Source organism: Pseudomonas sp. MPDS (assembly GCF_013283895.1).
GTDB lineage: Bacteria > Pseudomonadota > Gammaproteobacteria > Pseudomonadales > Pseudomonadaceae > Aquipseudomonas > Aquipseudomonas rhizophila.
Map to the genome: position 1 here is coordinate 47,581 of NZ_CP054128.1, position 19,657 is coordinate 67,237.

12 protein-coding genes are annotated in these 19,657 nt (G+C 61.9%); 3 read left to right on the plus strand and 9 right to left on the minus strand.

Translation table 11 applies throughout. The annotated features are described in order from the left end of the window. Nucleotides 1-29: 29 nt before the first annotated feature. Together HQ912_RS00235 and HQ912_RS00240 are read right to left on the minus strand one after the other, a co-directional pair. Nucleotides 30-6,341 (minus strand): Ig-like domain-containing protein, encoded by a 6,312-nt coding sequence (locus HQ912_RS00235; protein WP_173406322.1) that lies wholly within the window; start codon nt 6,339-6,341, stop codon nt 30-32. Nucleotides 6,342-6,393: 52 nt separating this feature from the next. Next, nucleotides 6,394-7,239 (minus strand): sulfotransferase family protein, encoded by an 846-nt coding sequence (locus HQ912_RS00240; RefSeq protein ID WP_107321355.1) that lies wholly within the window; start codon nt 7,237-7,239, stop codon nt 6,394-6,396. A 249-nt stretch (nt 7,240-7,488) separates the two neighbouring features. On the opposite strand from HQ912_RS00240, the gene HQ912_RS00245 reads away from it, so the two are divergent. Together HQ912_RS00245 and HQ912_RS00250 are read left to right on the plus strand one after the other, a co-directional pair. Next, nucleotides 7,489-8,076 (plus strand): phage tail protein, encoded by a 588-nt coding sequence (locus HQ912_RS00245; protein ID WP_047230435.1) that lies wholly within the window; start codon nt 7,489-7,491, stop codon nt 8,074-8,076. Nucleotides 8,077-8,122: 46 nt separating this feature from the next. Then, entirely contained in the window at nt 8,123-8,434 is a 312-nt protein-coding gene (locus HQ912_RS00250) for a DUF6916 family protein (RefSeq protein WP_047230436.1), read from the plus strand. A gap of 120 nt (nt 8,435-8,554) precedes the next feature. On the opposite strand, the gene HQ912_RS00255 is transcribed toward HQ912_RS00250, so the two are convergent. Genes HQ912_RS00255 through HQ912_RS00270 form a run of 4 tightly spaced genes read right to left on the minus strand, consistent with a single transcriptional unit; the run spans nt 8,555 to nt 13,249 of the window. After that, entirely contained in the window at nt 8,555-9,046 is a 492-nt protein-coding gene (locus HQ912_RS00255) for a GNAT family N-acetyltransferase (protein WP_047230437.1), read from the minus strand. Nucleotides 9,047-9,055: 9 nt separating this feature from the next. Continuing rightward, nucleotides 9,056-11,152 (minus strand): biotin/lipoyl-binding protein, encoded by a 2,097-nt coding sequence (locus HQ912_RS00260; RefSeq protein WP_047230438.1) that lies wholly within the window; start codon nt 11,150-11,152, stop codon nt 9,056-9,058. A 1-nt stretch (nt 11,153) separates the two neighbouring features. Continuing rightward, nucleotides 11,154-12,473: an efflux RND transporter periplasmic adaptor subunit gene (locus HQ912_RS00265; protein ID WP_076383242.1), complete on the minus strand. Its 1,320-nt coding sequence runs from the start codon at nt 12,471-12,473 to the stop codon at nt 11,154-11,156. Next, nucleotides 12,470-13,249, minus strand: coding sequence for an efflux RND transporter periplasmic adaptor subunit (locus HQ912_RS00270; RefSeq protein WP_047230440.1), 780 nt, complete (start codon nt 13,247-13,249; stop codon nt 12,470-12,472). Before HQ912_RS00270 ends, HQ912_RS00265 begins: the two co-directional genes overlap by 4 nt. A 465-nt stretch (nt 13,250-13,714) precedes the next feature. On the opposite strand from HQ912_RS00270, the gene HQ912_RS00275 reads away from it, so the two are divergent. Next, nucleotides 13,715-14,404: an NYN domain-containing protein gene (locus HQ912_RS00275; RefSeq protein WP_076383241.1), complete on the plus strand. Its 690-nt coding sequence runs from the start codon at nt 13,715-13,717 to the stop codon at nt 14,402-14,404. A gap of 162 nt (nt 14,405-14,566) precedes the next feature. Here the strand turns inward: HQ912_RS00275 and HQ912_RS00280 are convergent, their stop codons facing one another. Genes HQ912_RS00280 through HQ912_RS00290 form a run of 3 tightly spaced genes read right to left on the minus strand, consistent with a single transcriptional unit; the run spans nt 14,567 to nt 19,468 of the window. Next, a complete protein-coding gene (locus tag HQ912_RS00280; RefSeq protein WP_047230443.1) occupies nt 14,567-15,934 on the minus strand; it encodes an HlyD family type I secretion periplasmic adaptor subunit in 1,368 nt (455 codons plus the stop codon). Then, nucleotides 15,924-18,080, minus strand: a complete 2,157-nt coding sequence (locus HQ912_RS00285) for a type I secretion system permease/ATPase (protein WP_076383240.1) — start codon at nt 18,078-18,080, stop codon at nt 15,924-15,926. Before HQ912_RS00285 ends, HQ912_RS00280 begins: the two co-directional genes overlap by 11 nt. A 38-nt stretch (nt 18,081-18,118) precedes the next feature. Next, nucleotides 18,119-19,468, minus strand: coding sequence for a TolC family outer membrane protein (locus HQ912_RS00290; protein WP_047230445.1), 1,350 nt, complete (start codon nt 19,466-19,468; stop codon nt 18,119-18,121). Between the last annotated feature and the right edge of the window lie 189 nt (nt 19,469-19,657).

Sequence of the window (19,657 nt, forward strand, 5' to 3'; positions counted from 1 at the left end):
GCCCCTGGCTGCCCCAATTTTTTAGTTGTTCAGGCCTGCGCCTGGCTCATGCCGACCTGTTGCAATGCCATTGCCAGGCTGTCGACCTGACGCTGCTCGGTGTCTTTGAGTTGTTGAAGTTGCTGGCCCAGGGTTGGTGCGCCGAATACCCCTTGAGACCCATCACCGCCCTGCATCGACTGGCTGTCGAAGGCGTCCAGCGATTCACCATCGGAACCGGCATCCTGGCTGAACAGACCGGCGATCGTGCTGCTGCCGAACACCCCGCCATCGCCACCCCCGAAGCCCAGGAAGCCCTGGCCGGAGCCATCGCCCGCAGCGTCGGAGCTGAATACCTGGGCGATATAGCTCGGCGCCAGTGCACCACGGTTGATGAAAATGTCGCCGATCGGCCGAATGCCGCCGCCCACGTCGCGTTGTTCAAACAGCGGTGGAAAGCCCAGCGGCGAGCCGAGGTCACCGGTTGGCGGCGTAAAGACAATCGGCTGCAACGGCACCTCGGAGGGCGGCACGACCGTGACAGGGTCGGACGTCAGGAACTCCGGCGGTGGCTTCACATCGTTGGCCACCACGGTGTCGATGGCGTAATTGTTGGACACCGCCACGCTTGCTCCGGCGTTGCCTGTCAGGTCGCTGACGTTACTGGTGTCCAGAGCGATGAAGTTGCTCGGGTCCGTGAGGTTCACCGTGGGCGTGAACGTTGCCGTCCAGGTCCTACCGCCGTCGCTGGTGGTCAGGTTGGTCAGTTCACCGTTGGTGACGCTGAGGTCTGACAGATCGAAATCAGTCACCGGTTCGCTGAAGGTGAACGTCACCAGAGTCGTCTCGCCCGCCGTCAGGTTCGGGTCGGCGACCACGATGGTGGCCGTCGGCCGGGTGGCGTCGAGTGCGTAGTTGCTGGAAATCGCGATGCCCACGCCGGCGTTGCCGGCCAGGTCCTGCACATTGCTGGCGTCGAGCAGGATCAGGTTGGTGGCATCGTTGACGCCCGCGGTAGGCGTCAGGGTCGCCGTCCAGGTCAGGCCGCCGTCACTGCTGGTGAGGTTGGACAACACACCATTGGCGACGCTGAGATCCGACAAGTCAAAACCGGACACTGCCTCGGTGAAGCTGATGGTCACAGTAGTGCTCTGGCCGATGCCCAGGCTGGTGTCGCCCACTGTGATGGTGGCGCCGGGGCGAACCGTGTCGATGGCGTAGTTGTTGGAGTTCACCACGCCGACACCGTTGTTGCCCGACACGTTGACCACACCGCTGGTGTCCAGGCTGATCAGGTTGCTGGTATCGGTGATATTGCTCGTCGGGGTGAACGTGGCTGTCCAGGTCACGCCGCCGTCGGTGGACGAGACGTTGCTCAGTGTGCCGTTGCTCACGCTCAGGTCGGCATTGTCAAAACCGCTGACGGCCTCCGAGAAGGTGATGGTCACCAACGAGGTTTCCCCCACGCTGAGGGCGTTATCAGCCACCACGACGGTGGCCGTTGGCACCCGCGTCTCCACGGCATAATTGGCCGAGTTGGTGGTGCCTGTTCCGGTATTGCCCGCCGCATCGCTCACACCGGTATTGTCCAGCACGATCAGGTTGGTGGCGTCGGTCACGCCCAGGTCCGGCGTGAAAGTGGCGGTCCAGGTCAAGCCGCCGTCGCTGCTGCTCACCGCGCTCAATGTGCCATTTGCCACGCTCAGGTCGGCGTTGGTGAAGCCGGTCACCGCCTCGCTGAAGGTAATGGTCACTTGAGCGGTTTCGCCCGGTCTCAGCGCAGAGTCGCTCAGCACAATGGTCGCGGTCGGACGCTGGCTGTCGATGCTGTAGTTATTGGAGTCGGTCGTGCCGACGTTGACGTTGCCCGCCAGGTCGACGATACCGCCGCTATTGAGCGAAATGACGTTGCTGGTGTCGGTGACGCCAGCGGTCGGCGTGAAGGTCGCGGTCCAGGTGATGCCGCCGTCGCTGCTGCTCAGGCCGGAAATCACGCCGTTGGCAACCGTCAGGTCGGCACTGGTGAACGCGGTCACCGCCTCGCTGAAGGTGATGGTTACCAGCGAGGTCTCGCCGGCGGCAATGGCGGTGTCGGCCACGACGATAGTCGCCGTTGGGCGCACCGTGTCGACGGTGTAGTTGTTGGAGTCGGTAGTACCGACACCGGCGTTGCCCGCGCCATTGATCAGGCCGGTATTGTCCAACGTGATCACGTTGCTGGTGTCGGAAATACTGGCGCTCGGCGTGAAGGTGGCCGTCCAGGTGACGCCGCCGTCGGTGCTGCTCATGGTGCTGAGCGTGCCGTTGCTGACGGTCAGGTCCGAATTGTCGAACCCGCTGACCGCCGAGTTGAAGGTCACGGTGACCAATGACGTCTCGCCGATGCTCAGGGTGGTATCGGCAATCACGATGGTCGCCGTCGGTACGTTGGTGTCGACCTGGTAATTGTTGGAGTTGGTAGTGCCGGTGCCGGAGTTACCCGCCGCGTCACTGACCCCGGTGTTGTTCAGGGTGATGACGTTGGAGGTGTCGGTGACGCCGAGGGCCGGAGTGAAGGTGGCGGTCCAGGTAAGGCCGCCATCACTGCTGCTGACCGCACTCAGCGTACCGTTGGCGACGCTCAGGTCCGAATTGTCGAACCCGCTGACCGCCTCGCTGAAGGTAATGGTCACCAGCGAGGTTTCGCCGACGCTCAGCGCCGTATCGGCGACCACGATGGTGGCGGTCGGACGCAGGGTGTCGACGGCGTAGTTGTTCGAATCGGTGGTGCCGCTGCCGGTGTTGCCCGCGCCGTCCACCACGCCCGTGTTATTGAGCGTGACCAGGTTGGTGCTATCGCTGACGCCCGCGCTCGGCGTGAAAGTCGCGGTGTAGGTGATGTTATCGCTGGTGCTCAGCCCGCTCAGGCTGCCGTTGGCAACGGTAAGGTCGGCCAGGGTGAAACCGGTCACCGCCTCGCTGAAGGTAATTGTCACCAGCGAGGTTTCGCCGACGCCAAGGGTCGAGTCGGCGACCACGATGGTCGCGGTCGGACGCGCGGTGTCGATGGCGTAGTTGTTCGAATCAGTGGTGCCCGTACCGACGTTGCCCGCCGCATCCGCCACACCAGTGTTATCCAGGGTGATGAGGTTGCTGGTGTCGCTGACGCTAGCGCTTGGTGTCAACGTGCCGGTCCAGGTGATGCCGCCGTCGCCACTGCTCAGGCCGGTGATCGTACCGTTGGCGACCGTCAGGTCGGCGGCGGTAAAGCCTGTTACCGCTTCGTTGAAGGTGATGGTCACCAGGGATGTTTCGCCAACGCTCAGCGCGGTGTCGGCCACAACGATGCTAGCGGTGGGTCGCTGGGTGTCGACTGCATAGTTGTTGGAGCTGGTGGTGCCGCTGCCGGTGTTACCGGCCGCGTCCGCCACACCGGTATTGGCCAGGATGATCAGATTGGTGGCGTCGCTGATGCTGGCGCTCGGGGTGAGCGTCGCGGTCCAGGTGATGCCGCCGTCGCTGCTGCTCAGCCCGCTCAAGGAGCCATTGGCCACAGTCAGGTCTGCCAGGGTAAAGCCCGTGACAGCTTCGCTGAAAGTGATCGTCACCAGCGATGTTTCGCCGATATTTAGCGCAGTATCGGCCACCACGATGGTGGCGGTGGGACGCAGCGTGTCGATTGCATAGTTGTTCGAATCGGTGGTGCCGGTGCCAACGTTCCCGGACAGATCGGCAATGCCGGTGTTGTTCAGTGTGATCAGGTTGGTGGTGTCGCTGATGCTGGCGCTCGGGGTCAGTGTCCCGGTCCAGGTGATACCGCCGTCGCTGCTGCTCAACCCGGTAACCGAACCGTTGGCAACCGTCAGGTCAGCGGTGGTAAAACCGCTCACCGCCTCGTTGAAGGTGATGGTCACCACCGAGGTTTCACCGACCCTGAGGGCAGTGTCGCTGACCACGATGGTCGCTGTCGGACGCAGGGTGTCGATAGCGTAGTTGTTGGAGTTGGTCGTCCCCACGCCGGCGTTGCCATTGAGGTCCGCCACGCCGGTGTTATTCAGGACAATGAGATTGGAAGTGTCGGTGATCGCAGCGTCCGGTGTGAAGGTGGCCGTCCAGGTGATGCCACCGTCGCTGGAGCTCAGGCCGCTGATCGAGCCGTTGGCCACCGTCAGGTCCGCTGCGGTAAAACCACTGACCGCTTCGGAGAAAGTGATGGTCACCAACGAGGTTTCACCGACCCGAAGGGCAGTATCGCTGACCACGATGGACGCCGTGGGCGCCACGGTGTCGTTGACCACGTAATTGTTCGAGTCGGTGGTGCCCACGCCGGCATTGCCGGCCAGGTCGGCAACCCCGGTGTTGTTCAGGGTGATGATGTTGGTGGTGTCGGCGATGTTGCTGGCCGCGGTCAGAGTGCCGGTCCAGGTGATGCCACCGTCGCCGCTGGTCAAGGTGCCGATGGTGCCGTTCTGCACCGTCAGGTCGGCCGCAGTGAGGCCGGTGACAGCTTCGGAGAAGGTGATGGTCACCAGCGACGTGTCACCGGAGTTCAGGTTGGTATTGGCCACCACGACGGTCGCGGTGGGCGGCGTCTCGTCCGGCACATAGTTGGTGTTGATGGTGCCGCCATCGCCGTAGACGTTGGCCACCGACGCCGGCGAAACACCCGCGGTGCCGGCACTGGTCCCACCCACGCCGCTGCCACCGACGTTGCCGGCCAGGGCGGCGAAGTTGGCGGCGGTAATCAGGATCGAGCCTTTGTTCCAGATGGCCCCGACACCGACGCCGCCGGCACCGCCCGTGTGGTTGTAACCACCACCAGCGCCACCGCCACCACCGCCGCCGCCCGCGCCGACGTTGTTGGAAATGACCGAGTTGCCGATGATTCGCAGGGTCGCGCCGGTGTCGTTGTAGATACCACCGACCGCTCCGCCACCGGCGCCGCCAATATCGTTATAGCCGTCGCCACCGCCACCGCCACCGATGGATAGCCCACCGCTGACGGCTGTACCGCCTGCGGAGCCCGTGCTGTAGCCCGGATACGCGGAACCGCCAGCCCCGCCGGTGGAGGAACCACCACGCCCGCCCATGTTGAAGAAGCCCCCCCCGGCGCCGCCCTGGCCGGCCGAGCCGTTGGAGCCCGTGGCGTTGAGGGTATCGCCGCCCTTGCCGCCCGTACCGCCAGTGATCGCGCCACCGCCGCCACCACCGCCGCCGGCGTATTGCGGCGTGACACCACCACCGCCGCCGCCACCCGAAGCGGCGTTCGCGGTGACGGTGACGTTCCTCAGGGTCAGGGTGCCGGCGTTATAGATCCCGCCCCCCTTTGACACCAGCGCATCGTCGCCGCCATTACCGCCGTTACCCGCCACCATACCGCGAGTAATCACCAGGCCATCGAGGGTCGCCGTGGTGCCGGCCGTCACGTTGATGATCTGGGTGCGGTATTGCCCATCGAGGGTGACGTCGGCCACGTTGTCGTTGTTGAGATCGCCATCGATGGTGACGTTCTTGTCGACCACCAGCACCTGGGTCAGCGCGACAGTCATGCCGGCATTGAACGTGACAATGTCACCATTCTGCGCAGAATCCAAAGCGGCGCGCAGAGAACCAATACCGGAATTGAGGTTGTTGGTAGCGGTCCAGGTGGCCAGGCCCCATTGGTACTCGCTCATGGCATTGGCAGAGAGCACGTTGGCGCTTTCGATGTTGCCGGTGGCGATTTCCAGGTCCCAGTCGCCGCCGAGGCCCGTGCGATCGATGGACGCCGCCACGTCGCGGCCGGTCAACTGCGCCAGTGAATTGACCAGGCTCAGGCCACGGTCACCTTCAGCGGTGTAGCAGCCATAGATCAGAATATCGCCACCGGCGTTCATGTCCTGGCCGATCTGCGCCAGCACCTCGCTGCGGGCCTCAACGTTGTCCGCCGACAGGTAGCTGCTGCCCAACCAGAGATCGCCGGCGTTGCCGTGGGCGATGATCTGCACCGAGCTGATGCCTTGGTGGGTGTCCAGGTAATCGGCGATCTGTTGCAGGCCGTCCTTGGTGGCATCCAGTTGCACCACCTGGGTACCGGGCGCGACGCCTTCGAGCAGGCTGGCCGAGTCTTTGACCCGGGAATCGACAAACACCACGGCCTTGCCGGGCACAGCGGCCTGGGTGGCATCGGTCTGCCCTTGAGGCGCGTGGCTGTCTGAAGCCTGGTCAGCCGCAGGCGTCTTGGCCGCGTCTGCAGTGGGTTGGGCGTCCGCCTGTGCGGCATCGGCCACGGTCGCCGCCACCGCGCCGTCGAACAGCATTCGCGGCTCCAGGGACATGATCATTGGCGATGCCAGGGCCTGTGCGCCCTCGGTTACCCGCGATTTGCCTTTGCTCCACCACATGACGTTCACCTGGACTCGAACTTTTTAAACACGCAAATGAAAAAACCGCGAATCAGTTGACCGCGGCGTCGGTTTTCATACGAATGACATTGGCAGCGCTGGCGGACCCATCGCGCCAGAACGACAACTCGGCATACTTTTCAAACAGATCCGGCGGCAACAAGGTCCGCCGGGCTTGCGGCGCGACCTTGGGCTTGACCTTGTGCAGGCCGGCAACGCCCAAGGCCTGGTCGAAGGCCGGTGCGTCATAGGTCAAGTGATTGAAGTCGTGTTCGAACCAGGGCTCACCGATGAACTCGTACACCAGGCGCATCACCCGCTCCGGGGCCTGGCTCAACAGGTCATAGTCGACGATCAACATGGACTCGGCGTTTTCGCCGTAATACGCCTCTTTGAGCGCTGTCCAGGCAAAGCCAACCAGGCGGTTGCGCTGGGCCAGGGTTTCGCAGCGGCTGTAGACGGTGTTGCGCTCGTCATCGTCATTGAACAGCTTGGTGTTCTCGAACGGATTGGCGCGGTAAAGCCGCTCCAGGCTGTCCAGCACCCAGGCGACGTTGCGCACGCAGGCGATGGTCTTGGCCTGGGGGAACAGGTCCTGCAACGCAGGCAAGCGGGCGCACCACTGGCGATTTGTATCGAAGATGACGGGTTTGTCGGCCTTGTCGGCGTAGTAGGAGTCGAACAGCCCGCGCAACAGGCGACGGCGCAGGTCGGTGTCGATCACCGAGCCAAACTCACTGCCGGCGCTGCATTGCTGCAGGACGCTGCTGAACAGCGAACCGACGGGGCTGGTCATGCCGGCATGAAAGCGCGGGTTCTGCAGCAAAATGGCAGAAAGCAGGGTCGAGCCCGAGCGCGGTAAACCGGAGATAAAGTGAAACTGCGGCAATCCCTTCACCTTGTTTGTATTCCATTTGTAGCGCAAAGCGTAGCTGAGGAAATAATCCGCGACTAGTACTACTTTGATATCAAACCCAGCCAGATCTGTAAAAAAGATGGACGGTATAGGCGCCATGCGAACCTGAATCGATTAAGCCACTGGACAACATTTTTCCTCCCTTCCAGCCCAGCAGAATGAAATATCTCGGTCTACGCTCAGCCGTGCGTGACGAGTCGCCATACCAATAACCTGATGGATGAGGATTCTATGGAAGTATTCATCGGCACTATCCAGTCGTTCGCCTTCAACTTCGCGCCCAGAGATTGGGCCCTGTGCAACGGGCAGACGCTTGCCCTTTCCCAGTACCAAACCTTATTCGCCCTGATCGGCGTGACGTACGGGGGCAACGGCCAGACCACCTTCATGCTCCCCAACCTGCAGGGTCGCCTGCCCATGGGCATGGGCAACGGTTTGGGCCTGACGCCGCGTGTCATCGGCGAAATCTCCGGCACCGAAAACGTCACCGCGACGCAGGCCAACCTGCCCGCGCACACTCACGCCCTCACAGGGGCTACCGCCGCGACCGCTTTGCAGCTGGCGAACCCGGCCAGCAATCCGGTGAATACTCCAACGGCCACCAACTCGTTCATCGGCACCTCGGGCACCGGACCGGGCGCAGCGAATATCTATTCCGACCAGCTCGGCGCTTCACCGGTAGCGCTGCAAGGCGTGACCACCACCATCAGCGGCACGGTGTCCCCAGCGGGAAGCAGTACACCGATGGCGATCATGAACCCGTTCCTGGCGATCAACTTCAGCATCGCCCTGCAAGGCTTTTTCCCCTCCCGTAACTGATCACCCGCCGGAGGGCTGCGGTCCTCCGGCCTTTTGGAGCGCCGAGATGCTGCTGCAAGTCCAAAGCCGTCATTTCCAGCCGCTGCTGGGCCAGGTCAGCAACCTGACCCTACCCGATGGAAGTACCCTGCCCGTGCGGTTCGAAACCCTCGAGCAAGCACCTCGGGCGAAGATGCCGAACGCTGAGCGCATGCCGTTCAGCGTGGAGTTCAACAGCCTGCAGAACACGGACTTCGTGGACGGGCCCTGTGGCCTGGAGGTGCCAGAACTGGGAAGACTCGAAGGGGTGTTTGTGTCGCGGATACCGCCCATGGGACGGGATCCGGCGCTGGGGTATTTCTACATTGCGTTTAACTGAAGACTGATGATCCCTTGTGGGAGCGAGCCTGCTCGCGATGACGGTGGCATAGCCAACATCACTTCAAACTGAACCACCGCTATCGCGAGCAGGCTCGCTCCCACACGAGCCAGAAGCAGCTCAGTTCCCCTTCGGATACCAAACCAGCCGCTCCGCCGCCGGGTTGCGCTCCTGCACTTCAAAGCCCAATGCCAGGTAATGCTGGCGTGCGTGCGGGTTACTGCTCCAGACCACGGTCGCCACCGGGCAGCGGATCTGTTGTGCGGCTTTCTGTACCCCTTGCAGCACGGCCCGACCGTAACCTTGCCCGCGCGCCTGGGGGATGAACGCCAGGTACAGCACACGGATTTCATTGGGGCCAAAATCAGTGCTCAAGGCGCCAATGGCGGTGCCGAGCTTTTCCACGACGTAATGCATGGCGTTGGGGAAGTTATCCCCAAGCCCTTGCTCCTGCACCTGGAACTGCTGTGCGATCACCTGCTGTACTTGCTCGTGCTCGCCGTCGATCCATTGCAGATCCGCTCGCGCCGTCTGGTAAAGACTCTGCAGAAACGGCCCATCGCTGACCTGCGATGGCCGTACCACCAACCCCTCCGCCGCCACTGAATTCATGCTCGCTCCTTAAAACCCGCTTTCCCTGACACCCAGCGCCGCCAGCCGACGCCAGGTCGCTCCCAACACCGACTCACCGTGCCCCTGCAACACCACTACGCCACGCAGCGGTTGCGCCGGCGCAGGCGTGTTATCAACAGCACTCAAACGCACGCCATATTGCGCCTGCACCGGCTCCGCCCGTTGCTGCGAGTCACGCCGTACCGCGATCGGCCCGTGGTGATCGGACGTCAACGCCTGTTGCTCGACCCAGGCCACGCCATTGGTATCGATCTCGTTCAATTGCACGGCAATCGAGGGGTGCATTGGATCGTCAGCAATGAAACGCCCCGTGGCCCCGGGTTCGACCCGCCAAAGCTCGGCTTCGGTCAGGTAGCCGCGTAAGCGGGAGTCGGCCTGTACCACCCGCGCCAGCGGCTGTGTGGGCGACAACCAGCGCCCCACCGACAACTGTGGTAACAGATCACGCACCTGTCCGGCATGGGGCGCGCGTAACAGCAGGCGCTCACGCTGGGCGACCAGGCCCCGGTATTCGGCCACCGCTTCGGCCAGTTGTTGTTCGACGATACCGGCATCGGCGGCGGTTTCGCTGCGGCCGGCCTGGCGACGCATCTGTAACTGCTGGATCTCGATTTCCCGCCGCACAATCGCCAGGCGCGAAGCCATGTCCGGTGACTCCAGCTCGATCAACACATCGCCCTGGGCCACGGTCTGGCCGTCATGCACATTCACCTGTTTGATCCGTGCCGCCACCGGCGCATGCAAGGCACTGGCGCGACCGGCCTCAAGCATGACCGGTACCTCGACGGCGCTGCGCCAGGGCAACAGCAGCGCCAACGCCAACGCCAGTAACACCAGGCCACTGAGCAGCACTCGCGGACCATGGGCCTGCTCGCGCCGGCTCCACCACTGCCGCCATTCGTTCACGATGGGCATAAAAATGAACCACACCAATTCCACCAGCATCAGGAAAATGCCCAGCACCTTGAAGAACAGGTGATAGACCGCCAGGGCAATACCCAAAAACAACGCCGCGCGCCATAACCAGGCGCCGTATCCCCACACCAGCAAGCGACGACGCATTGTCGGCGTCCAGGGTTCCGGAGCCGGCGCGCCATAACCGAACAAGGCTTCACGCAAACGCCAGCGGCACAACGCAAACGCTCGCCCCTGGAGGTTATCCACTGCCCAGAAATCACTGAGAAGAAAATAACCGTCGAAGCGCATGAAGGGGTTCAGGTTGATGATCAACGTGGTGATCCAGGTGGCGCTGGCCAACATGAACGCGGCAGTGCGGGCCGGTCCGTCGGGCAACAGCGACCAGGCCAGCAACGCGATGCACGCCAGCAGCAATTCGGCCAGTACACCGCCGGCGCCGATCAGCAGCCGGGCACGACGATCATTGACCCGCCAGGCGTCGCTGACGTCGGTATAGAACATCGGCAACAGCACCATGAATGCCACGCCCATGCTCTGCACACGGCAACCGGCGCGCTTGGCCATGAAGGCATGACCGAACTCGTGGCACAACTTGGCGAAGAACAACGCCACCGCGAATGCCAGCGCGCCACCCAGGCTGAACAGGTGCGGAAACGTCGCCACGAAGCGCTGCCAGTCCCGCGACACCAGAAAAATGCCCACGCCCAGGGTCAGCGGCATGCCATACCGCAGGATGGCGGGCCCGTACCGCGCGAGAAAAGGCCAGGCGCGGTTGAGAAAAGCATCCGGGCGCCACAACGGAATGCGAAAAAACAGATACTGGTGCAGCAGGATCTGCCACAGGCTCTGACGCTGGGCGGCCGTCTTGAACTGATAGCTGTCGCGCTGTTGCGGGTCCATGGCGCTGATCAGATCGTGACCTCGCAAAAAGCCCAGCAATTGCTCCAGCGATTCATTATTGAGCGGAAGGCCCGGCTCACGGTTCGCGGCTTGCAGCACCTGTTCCGGCTCACCAAGGGACCAGTGCCGCAGCATGCGCATCGCCGCCGCGCCAAGCTTGAAATAGCGCCCGCGTACCGGATCGGCCAGGGTCCATTGAGGGGAGCCGTCCGGGTCCGGGGCGGCAGGGGACAATTGCAGGTCTGGCCGCAGGCTCGGCAGTCCCATGCTACAGACCCACGCTCTGGCGCAAGCCGGCCAGTGGTCGACGCAACAGGTACAGCGCCAGCGGGGCGCGATCGCCGAAAATTTTCGCCGTGCCCCGCAGACCGATGCGCGGCGCCGCGTCATCAAAACGCGCGTCCAGGCGATACGCCAGTTGCCCCGCAGCGGTGGGTTGCGCCTCGTAGGCCGAACGTTCGAGCCTGGCCAGGTGTCGCTGCAACGGATCACTGTCGAGGAACAACGCCACCTGGGCACCGGGGGCCAGGTCAATCGCGTCGCCCACCGCCAGCTCAATACGCAATTCGGCCTGGTTCGGGTCGGCGATTTCCATCAACCGCTCCCCCGTCTGCACCGGCTTGCCGAGCCAACGTTCTGCATCGGCAAATACCGCAATACCGTCCCGTTCAGCGCGCACTTCACTGCGTTTGAGCAACTCGATTGCATAGTCGCGTTCGGCGCGTTTCTGCTCGACGCGAGCGGCCAACAGATCAATCTTCGAGCTCGACTCGGCATCGGCAAACGCGCGCTGAGCGTTAGCCTTGAGTTCCGCCTCGGCCACGCCCAACACGCGCTCGGCCACATCGGCCTGGGCCTTGAGACTGGTGCTTTCGAAGCGCAACAGCAAGTCGCCGCTCTTGACGCTCTGGTTGGGTTTGACCAGGAATTGGGCGATCACCCCGTCCAAAGGTGCCGCCACCACCTGCCCGCCCAGCGGCACCACTTCGGCCGGGGCCAATACCGACTGTCGGACAGGAACCAGCAAGCCCAACAGCAGCACCGCCACCAAGGCGACCTGACGCTTGCGGGTCCAGCGCAAGCGCCACGGTTTGCGCGGTTGCAGCGCCAACCAGGCGTGGCTATAGGTGTCGCCCAGTTGCGACAGCAGCACTTGTTCAGAGGGGGGCCATGGCAGGTCACGGGCCAGCCACAAACCGCCGAACACCTGCCCCTGATGATCGATCAACGGCAGCCAGAACACCTGCCCCGCCGACAGGCTTCGCCAGTCCGCCTGAATGGAGTCGCTCACCCCATCGGCGGCAATTACCCGGGCCTGGTTCAGCAAGCCTTTTTTGAATAGCTGCGCCACCGCCTGCTCGACAAACGCCACGAACGGTGCGTTCGGATCCACGGCACTGACGCCGGTCACCGCCTGGACCTTGCCGGCGATCAACAGCGCGGCATGGCGGAACCCGAACAGGGCCTGACCATCGTTGACCAGGCTGTAACTCAGTTGCGCCGGGGTACGCGCAGCCCGCGTCTGGCGCTCCAGGTCGAGGAATCGGGCAAATACCTGTTCGGCGCTGCCCGTGATCGGCGCGTTCACTTGAACTCCGCGAAACGCGCCGTACCGCTCATGCCGGACAACAGCCCCTTGGCGTCAGGCAGCGTCGCCACCAGCAGCAAAGTCTGGCTGCCCTCGTCGATGCGCGCGCCAAGGCGTTTGACCGTCGCTTGCAGCGGCTGGCCGGTTTCATCGGGGACAAAGGTGAAGGACTGGCCCGGCTTGAGCCTGCCCATCCAGCGCGAAGGCACCAGCAGATGGATTTCCAGGGTGCGGTTGTCCACCACGTCCAGCAACGGCGCGCCGGCGGCCACGCTTTCATAGCGCTGGACCTCGCGCGCCACCACCTGTCCATCGAACGGCGCGATCACGCTGCAGCGCTTGACCTGGACCTGATAAACCTGGGACTGCGCCTGCGCTTCGCTGAGCCTGGCCTCGGCGCGTGCCACTTCGAAACGCCCGACCGATTTCAACGCCGCCAATTGCTTGTTATGGGCCAGTTCTTCACTGGCACCACGGCTCGCGGCCCGAGCTGCATTGAGCTGAGCCTGGTACGCTGAACAATCGAAACGCGCCAGGGTATCGCCCTGCTTGAACGACTCCCCCTCACTGAACGGCAACTCGACAATTCGTCCAGCCAACTCACTGGCAAGCACCGCCTGATCCCGTGCCCGAAGCACGCCACGCGCCTCATTGCCGCTCGGTGCACTGGCCCTGACGCCGCTCTCGAGCAGCGGATCATCGGAAACAGGCGTCTGCGCCTGCACCCAGCACGTTACAAAGACCAACCCCCAAACCCAACTACCTGAACGCCGCATAACCGTTACTCCCTGACGGATGGGCGGAGTCTACGACAGCGGTGGGGGGCGTCAAGGGAGTAGCAGGGAGGAGGAAGCAATCTCTTGTTTCAAAAAGACCAAAGAGGAGATCAAAAAGCGCTCGGTTTTTGCTGGGATGAGTCGGTATCAAATCCCACAGAATCTTGAGAGCTTCCACTCATACAAAACGGCTTTCGGTGATGGATCTCTCGTATTCTCCGCAGGAGCCCTCAATTTCGTAACAAACGCTGACAGATCAAACAAAGAATAAGTTTGACCTCCCACCGCACATACGCTCAACACTGATCTGCCGGTGAAAAAAGGTAAACCAAACAGCAGTTGACGCCATGTCACGCTCAACTTAGGATGGCTTTACTCAACCCCGTACGCAGAGATTCAATTTTCTGGCCGTTGGGGTGAAAAAACCGGCTTAGGCCGGTTTTTTCGTTTCTGGGGATTGAGCTTGTGCGAACCGCATTTTTTGTAGATGGCTACAACCTGTTCTATGGGCTGCTCGCGGACACACCTTACAAGTGGCTGGATCTGCGAAGTCTGTTGTCGCATATCGCGCATATCGAAAATCCGCAGAGCACCACTTCCTCGGTTGATTACTTCACCTCCTCGGTCAAACCGTCATTGGCCACCCGGGGTCAAGCATCAAAAGAAGCGCAAGACACTTATATTCGCGCCCTGAAGAGCACCCATATCTGTGTCCATTACGGTCACCATCAACTTGAACCTGCCAAGGCCCCTCGCTTTATTGATAGAAAGACGAAAGCGTCTCGCAACGACAAAGTCGACATCTGGAAGCTGGAGGAGAAAGAAACGGACGTTCACATAGCAATCAGCATGTATCGAACCGCTGCCAAGCAAACGAAACTGAAGCATCATGAACGGTTGGAGCAGTTGGTGCTTGTATCCAGCGACACCGACATGACGCCGGCCTTGAGAGCCGTACGAGAAGACTTTCCTGCAATAACCGTCGGCGTCATTCTTCCCCACAGAGCCGAGCTGAATCGCCCGTCTCCAGGTTCGCTAAAGCAGCACGCCCACTGGACACGCCGCGTTGTCACCTGTGAGGAACTCCAATCCCACCAGTTCCCCACCCGAGTACCCACCCACAAAGCCCCCGCTATCAAACCGGATTACTGGTAAACCCCTGCAGCCGGATATACCGACGCCCAGCTCCGATACCTCTAGTCCTACCGTGGCAAAGCACTATCGCGACACAGCCAGTCACCCTGTGGGAGCGAGCCTGCTCGCGACGACGTCAGCCCAGACAACTCAGCATTTGTGACGAGGAGGCCCGCTCAAACACTACCGCTCGTGCAACGCCTCGGCCCGCGCCTTGATGATGGGTTTGAGCAGGTAACTGAGTACGGTTTTCTTGCCGGTGATGATGTCCACCGAAGCCACCATGCCCGGGATGATCAACAGGGGTTTTTCAGGGGTGCCCAGATGACTGCGCTCGGTGCGCAGCTTGATGATGTAGTAAGTGGTTTTCTTGTCTTCGTCGGTGATGGTGTCGGCGCCGATCTGCTCCAGCTTGGCTTTCAGCCCACCGTAAATGGTGTAGTCGTACGCGGTGAATTTCACCGTGGCGTCCTGGCCGGGGTGCAGGAAGGCGATGTCCTGGGGACGGATTTTCGCTTCCACCAGAAGGGTGTCGTCCAGGGGCACGATTTCCACCAGGTCACTGCCGGGCTGGATGACCCCGCCGATGGTGTTCACCAGCAACTTGTTGACGATACCCCGCACCGGCGAGGTGACCAGTGTACGGCTTACCCGATCCTCCAAAGCCTTGCCGGTGGCCTGGGCCTTGTTCAGGTCGGTACGCGCCTCATTGAGTTGGGTCAGGGCTTCGCTGCGGAACTTGCCGCGCGTCTCATCGATCTTGCGCTGCACTTCCTTGATCGCCGATTCAGCGCGGGGAATCGCCAGTGTCGTGGCGTCGAGTTGCCCACGGGTTTCGACTTCAGCCCGCTTGAGCCGCAGCACTTCCACCGGTGACACCGCACCCTGGGCTACCAGCGGTTCGGACATGTTGATCTCCTGGCGTTGCAACGACAGGGCGGAGCGGTACTGCGACTGCTTGGAAACAAACTCGCGCAACTCCTGCTGACGCTGGATCAACTGCTCCTGCAACCCGCCGATTTCATCGTGCAGTTGCTGGCGGCGGCTGATGTACAGCGACTCTTCGCTGGCGGCCTGGCGCGGAACCGCCTTGAGCACGTCCTCCGGGAAGTTCAGCGGCCGGTCATCGACTTCGGCACTCAGCCGCTCGACCCGCAACAACATGGACAACCGATCAGCCTCGGTCTCCCCAACGTTGGAGACAAACCGAGTGTCATCCAGACGAATCAACGGCGCGCCGGCCTCGACGATCTGCCCTTCGCTGACAAACAGCTCGGCAACGATCCCGCCTTCCAGGTTCTGGATCTTCTGGATCTTGGACGACGGAATCGCCTTGCCGTCGCCCTTGGTCACTTCGTCGACCTGCGCGAAGTTGGCCCACAGCAACAGGAAGACAAAGAAGCCGATGATCCCCCAGATCGTCAGCCGCACCACTCGCGGAGCGTCTTCGATCAGGGCTTTGTTGACCTCAGGCAGAGGCTGGCCATGCAGCGAGTCCGAGCCCTTGAAATAGCGGCCCACGGCATTTTTCAAACCCGACTTAAGCAACACTGATCTGCCCCTTCTTCAACGCTTCCATCACCGCGGCTTTCGGGCCGTCGGCGAGGATCTGCCCACGGTCGATCACCAACAGGCGGTCCACCAGCGACAGCAAGGATGCCCGATGCGTCACCAGCAGCACGGTCTTGTTTTCCACCACGGCGGCCAGGCGCTGTTTCAAGCGTTCCTCACCGGTGTTGTCCATGGCGCTGGTGGGTTCATCCAACAGCAGGATGGGCGGGTTGAGCAGCAGCGCGCGGGCCAGGGCGACGTTCTGTCGCTGGCCGCCGGACAGGTTCTGCCCGCGCTCGCCAACTTGCAGTTCATAGCCTTGCGGGTGCAAGCGCGCGAACTCATGCACACCGGCAAGTTCGGCGGCCTGGAGCACCAGTTCGTCCTCGACGTAACGGGCGCCGGAGGTCAGGTTGTCCCGCAGGGTACCGGCCAGCAGCTGGATATCCTGCGGCACATAACCGATGTTGTAGCGCAGCTCGCTGACGTCGATCTGGCGAATGTCCACGCCATCCACCAACAGCGCTCCGTCGTCCGGTTGATACAGACCCACCAGCAACTTGGCCAGGGAGCTCTTGCCCGAGCCGCTACGACCGATGATGCCGATTTTTTCCCCGGGCTTGATCACCAGGTTGATGTTCTTCAGCGCAGCGTTCTGCTGGTTCGGGTAGGTGAAATTCAACTGACGGCATTCGATGGCACCCTGCAAGACCTTACGGCTCAACGGGCGCTCTTCGAAGTTGCGCTCCTGGGGCAGCTCCATCATCTGATCGACCGAAACCATGGTCACCCGCGCCTGCTGATAGCGAGTCAACAGACCCGACAGCGACGCCAATGGGCTGAGGGCGCGGCCACTGAGCATGTAGCAAGCGATCAACCCACCCATGCTCAGGTTGCCGGCAATGATCTGATAGACGCCGAAGACAATCATGATCACCCCGGCCAACTGCTGGATCAGCAAGGTGATGTTCATCGCCAGGCCGGACAGCATCTTGACCCGCAGCTCGAGGCGGCTGAGGGTGCCGATGGTTTGTTCCCACTGATACTGGCGCTCGCTCTCGGCGTTGTTGACCTTCACCGCATCCAGACCGGCCAGGGTTTCGATCAGGCTGGATTGACGCTCGGCGCCCAGGGCCATGGTTCGCTCCATGGTCGCCACCAGGGGCTTTTGCAAGGCGTAGCCGATCAGCAGGGCAATCGGAAAGGCCAGCACCGGAATCCATACCAGATGCCCACCGAGGATCGCGATGACCATGAAAATCAGCAAGGTGAACGGCAGGTCAATCAGGCTGGTAAGGGTCAGCGAGGCGAGAAAGTCCCGCAGGCTTTGGAATTCATGGATGTTCTGGGCAAAGCTGCCCACCCGTGCCGGGCGATACTTCATGGCCATGCCAACGATGCGCTCGAACAGCGTCGCCGAAATGATCAGGTCGGTTTTCTTGCCGGCCAGGTCCAGGCACAGGCTGCGCAACATCTTGAGGATCAGGTCGAACACATAGGCGCCGGTAATACCGATCGCCAGCACCCACAGGGTGGACTCGGCCTGGTTCGGCACCACGCGATCGTAAACGTTCATCACGAACAGCGGCGCCGCCATGGCGATAATGTTGATCAGCAAGCTGGCAGCGATGGCGTCGGCGTACAGCCAGCGCGAGCGCTTGAGCGTGTCGCGGAACCACGAACGCGCCCGAGGAATGAGCGTGCCGTGGTTCACGTCGAATTTGTGTTGCGGTTGAGCGAAGAACACTTTGCCGCTGTAGTCGTCGGCCAGCAGTTCACGGCTGACCGTCACTTCGCCGCCATCACTTTCGCTGAGCAGCAGACGCGCCTGGTCATCGCCGACCCAGCCGAGCAACACCGCGCTACGACCCTCCTTGAGCAACAGCAGGGCCGGCATGGCGATGGTCGGTATCTGCTCGAGCTTGCGTTGCAGCACCCGGCCTTGCAGACCGGCACGTGCTGCCGCTCGCGACAATAATTCGACGCTCAGCCGTTGCTTGGGCAACGGCAGGCCGGTGGTGAGCATCGCCGCGCTGGCCGGCTTCTGATGGAGCATGCAAAGCGCCAGCAAGCCGTCCAGCAATGGGTCGTCGTGCAGCGTGCGTGGATCATGGATGAGTTCGGCTCGACTGACTTCTGATTCCACGCTGGGCACTCTTTGCTGATCAAAACGGGATGGATGACTCAATTCATCCCAGGCAACTGGACCCTGGGCTTGACGTCATTCTGCACAACGGATGCCAACGGCGCGACAACCCCCTGACTTTTGAGCAACTGCCCCATGGTTGCCTTGATCCGATATTGGCTGAACAACTGCACGTTCTTGATCTCCGCCAGACGGCGGGAGGCGCTGAACAGCTCGTTTTCGCTGTCGAGCAAGTCGAGCAGGGTCCGCTCGCCGAGACCGAACTGCCGCTGGTAGGCGGTGCGTACGTTGGCGCTGTGATCGACGTACTGCTGGGCAATCGGTACCTGGGCGTTGGCGTTGTTGAGGGCGTTCCAGGCCAGGCCCAACTCTTCAGTCAGTTGACGCAGGGCGTTGTTGCGGATGTCCAGGGCCTGGTTCGACAGATACGACTTGGACTCCAGATCCGCCTTGTTGCTACCACCGGCGTACAGGTTGAAACGCATGCGCAGCATGGCTTGCCATTCGTTGTTGTGACCGTTCTGACCATCCAGATCGTTGTCGGCGGTACGGCCCAACTCGGCGTCGAAGCGGGGGTAGAAGCTCGACTTGGCGGCTTCGTACTGTTGCTCGGCGGCCGCGATGTCGGCTTCGGCGGAACGCAACACCGGGCTGTTCTCCAGCATCTGGGCACGGGCTTCGTTCAGGTTGGCCGGCAACAGCGCCAGAAAATCGGCGGGACGTTCCAGCTGGTCGGGCATCTGGCCCACTGCGCTGAGGTAGTTGGTCTCGGCGTCGGCCAGATTGGTCTGCTCGGTGATCAGGTTGTTGCGGGCCTGGGCCATGCGCGCCTCAGCCTGATCCAGATCGGCGCCGCTGCCCACGCCACGGTCTGTGCGCAGCTTGATTTGATCGAAGATGCGCTCGTGACTCTTGAGGTTTTCCTCGGCCAGACGTACGAACTCGCGTCGGGTCAGCACGTCCAGATAAACCTGGGCCACGGTCAATCCGGTGCGCTCGGACGCGTCCAGCAAGGAATAGGCACGGGCATTCACGGTGGCTTGTTGACGCCCCACTTCGCTGGACGTCGCAAAACCGTCAAAAACCATTTGCGTCAGGCGCAGGCTGGACTCGCTACGGTTCAAGGTTTCCCAATGATTATTGCTGCCCGAGCGGGTCGTCACACTGTCAGTACCTTCGCGACCGTACCCCGCCGCAAGGTCCACTCTAGGCAGGTAGCCGCCTTTAGCGGCCTTGAGTTGGTAGTCCGCCGCCAGTCGGCTGTTCACACCGGCCTGAATCTCAGGATGGACATCCAGCGCCTGTTGCATAGCCTGCGGCAAGGTTTGTGCTTGTACGAAACTGGCGGCGAGGGCGAAAGGTAAAGCCTTGAACAGGTGCAAACGCATGGTTGGATTATTCCCGAAACTCTTGTCTTGAATCACAGCGAAAGGTGGCGCTGCATCGGATGATGGCAACCGGGATGACCGTATGTCGGAAAGTTCGAAACAGGCAGTGAATCATGCACCGAAAGAACAGGTCGCCGCTTAAATATCAATGTGACATTACTGAAGCGATTGTTTAGGATGGCCAGCAGA

Coding starts and splice junctions, on each gene's coding strand:
- HQ912_RS00255 (WP_047230437.1), bottom strand. CDS start 9,046: ATGAATTCAGTGGCGGCGGAGGGGTTGGTGGTACGGCCATCGCAGGTC.
- HQ912_RS00290 (WP_047230445.1), bottom strand. CDS start 19,468: ATGCGTTTGCACCTGTTCAAGGCTTTACCTTTCGCCCTCGCCGCCAGT.
- HQ912_RS00270 (WP_047230440.1), bottom strand. CDS start 13,249: ATGCGGCGTTCAGGTAGTTGGGTTTGGGGGTTGGTCTTTGTAACGTGC.
- HQ912_RS00260 (WP_047230438.1), bottom strand. CDS start 11,152: ATGGGACTGCCGAGCCTGCGGCCAGACCTGCAATTGTCCCCTGCCGCC.
- HQ912_RS00245 (WP_047230435.1), top strand. CDS start 7,489: ATGGAAGTATTCATCGGCACTATCCAGTCGTTCGCCTTCAACTTCGCG.
- HQ912_RS00250 (WP_047230436.1), top strand. CDS start 8,123: ATGCTGCTGCAAGTCCAAAGCCGTCATTTCCAGCCGCTGCTGGGCCAG.
- HQ912_RS00235 (WP_173406322.1), bottom strand. CDS start 6,341: ATGTGGTGGAGCAAAGGCAAATCGCGGGTAACCGAGGGCGCACAGGCC.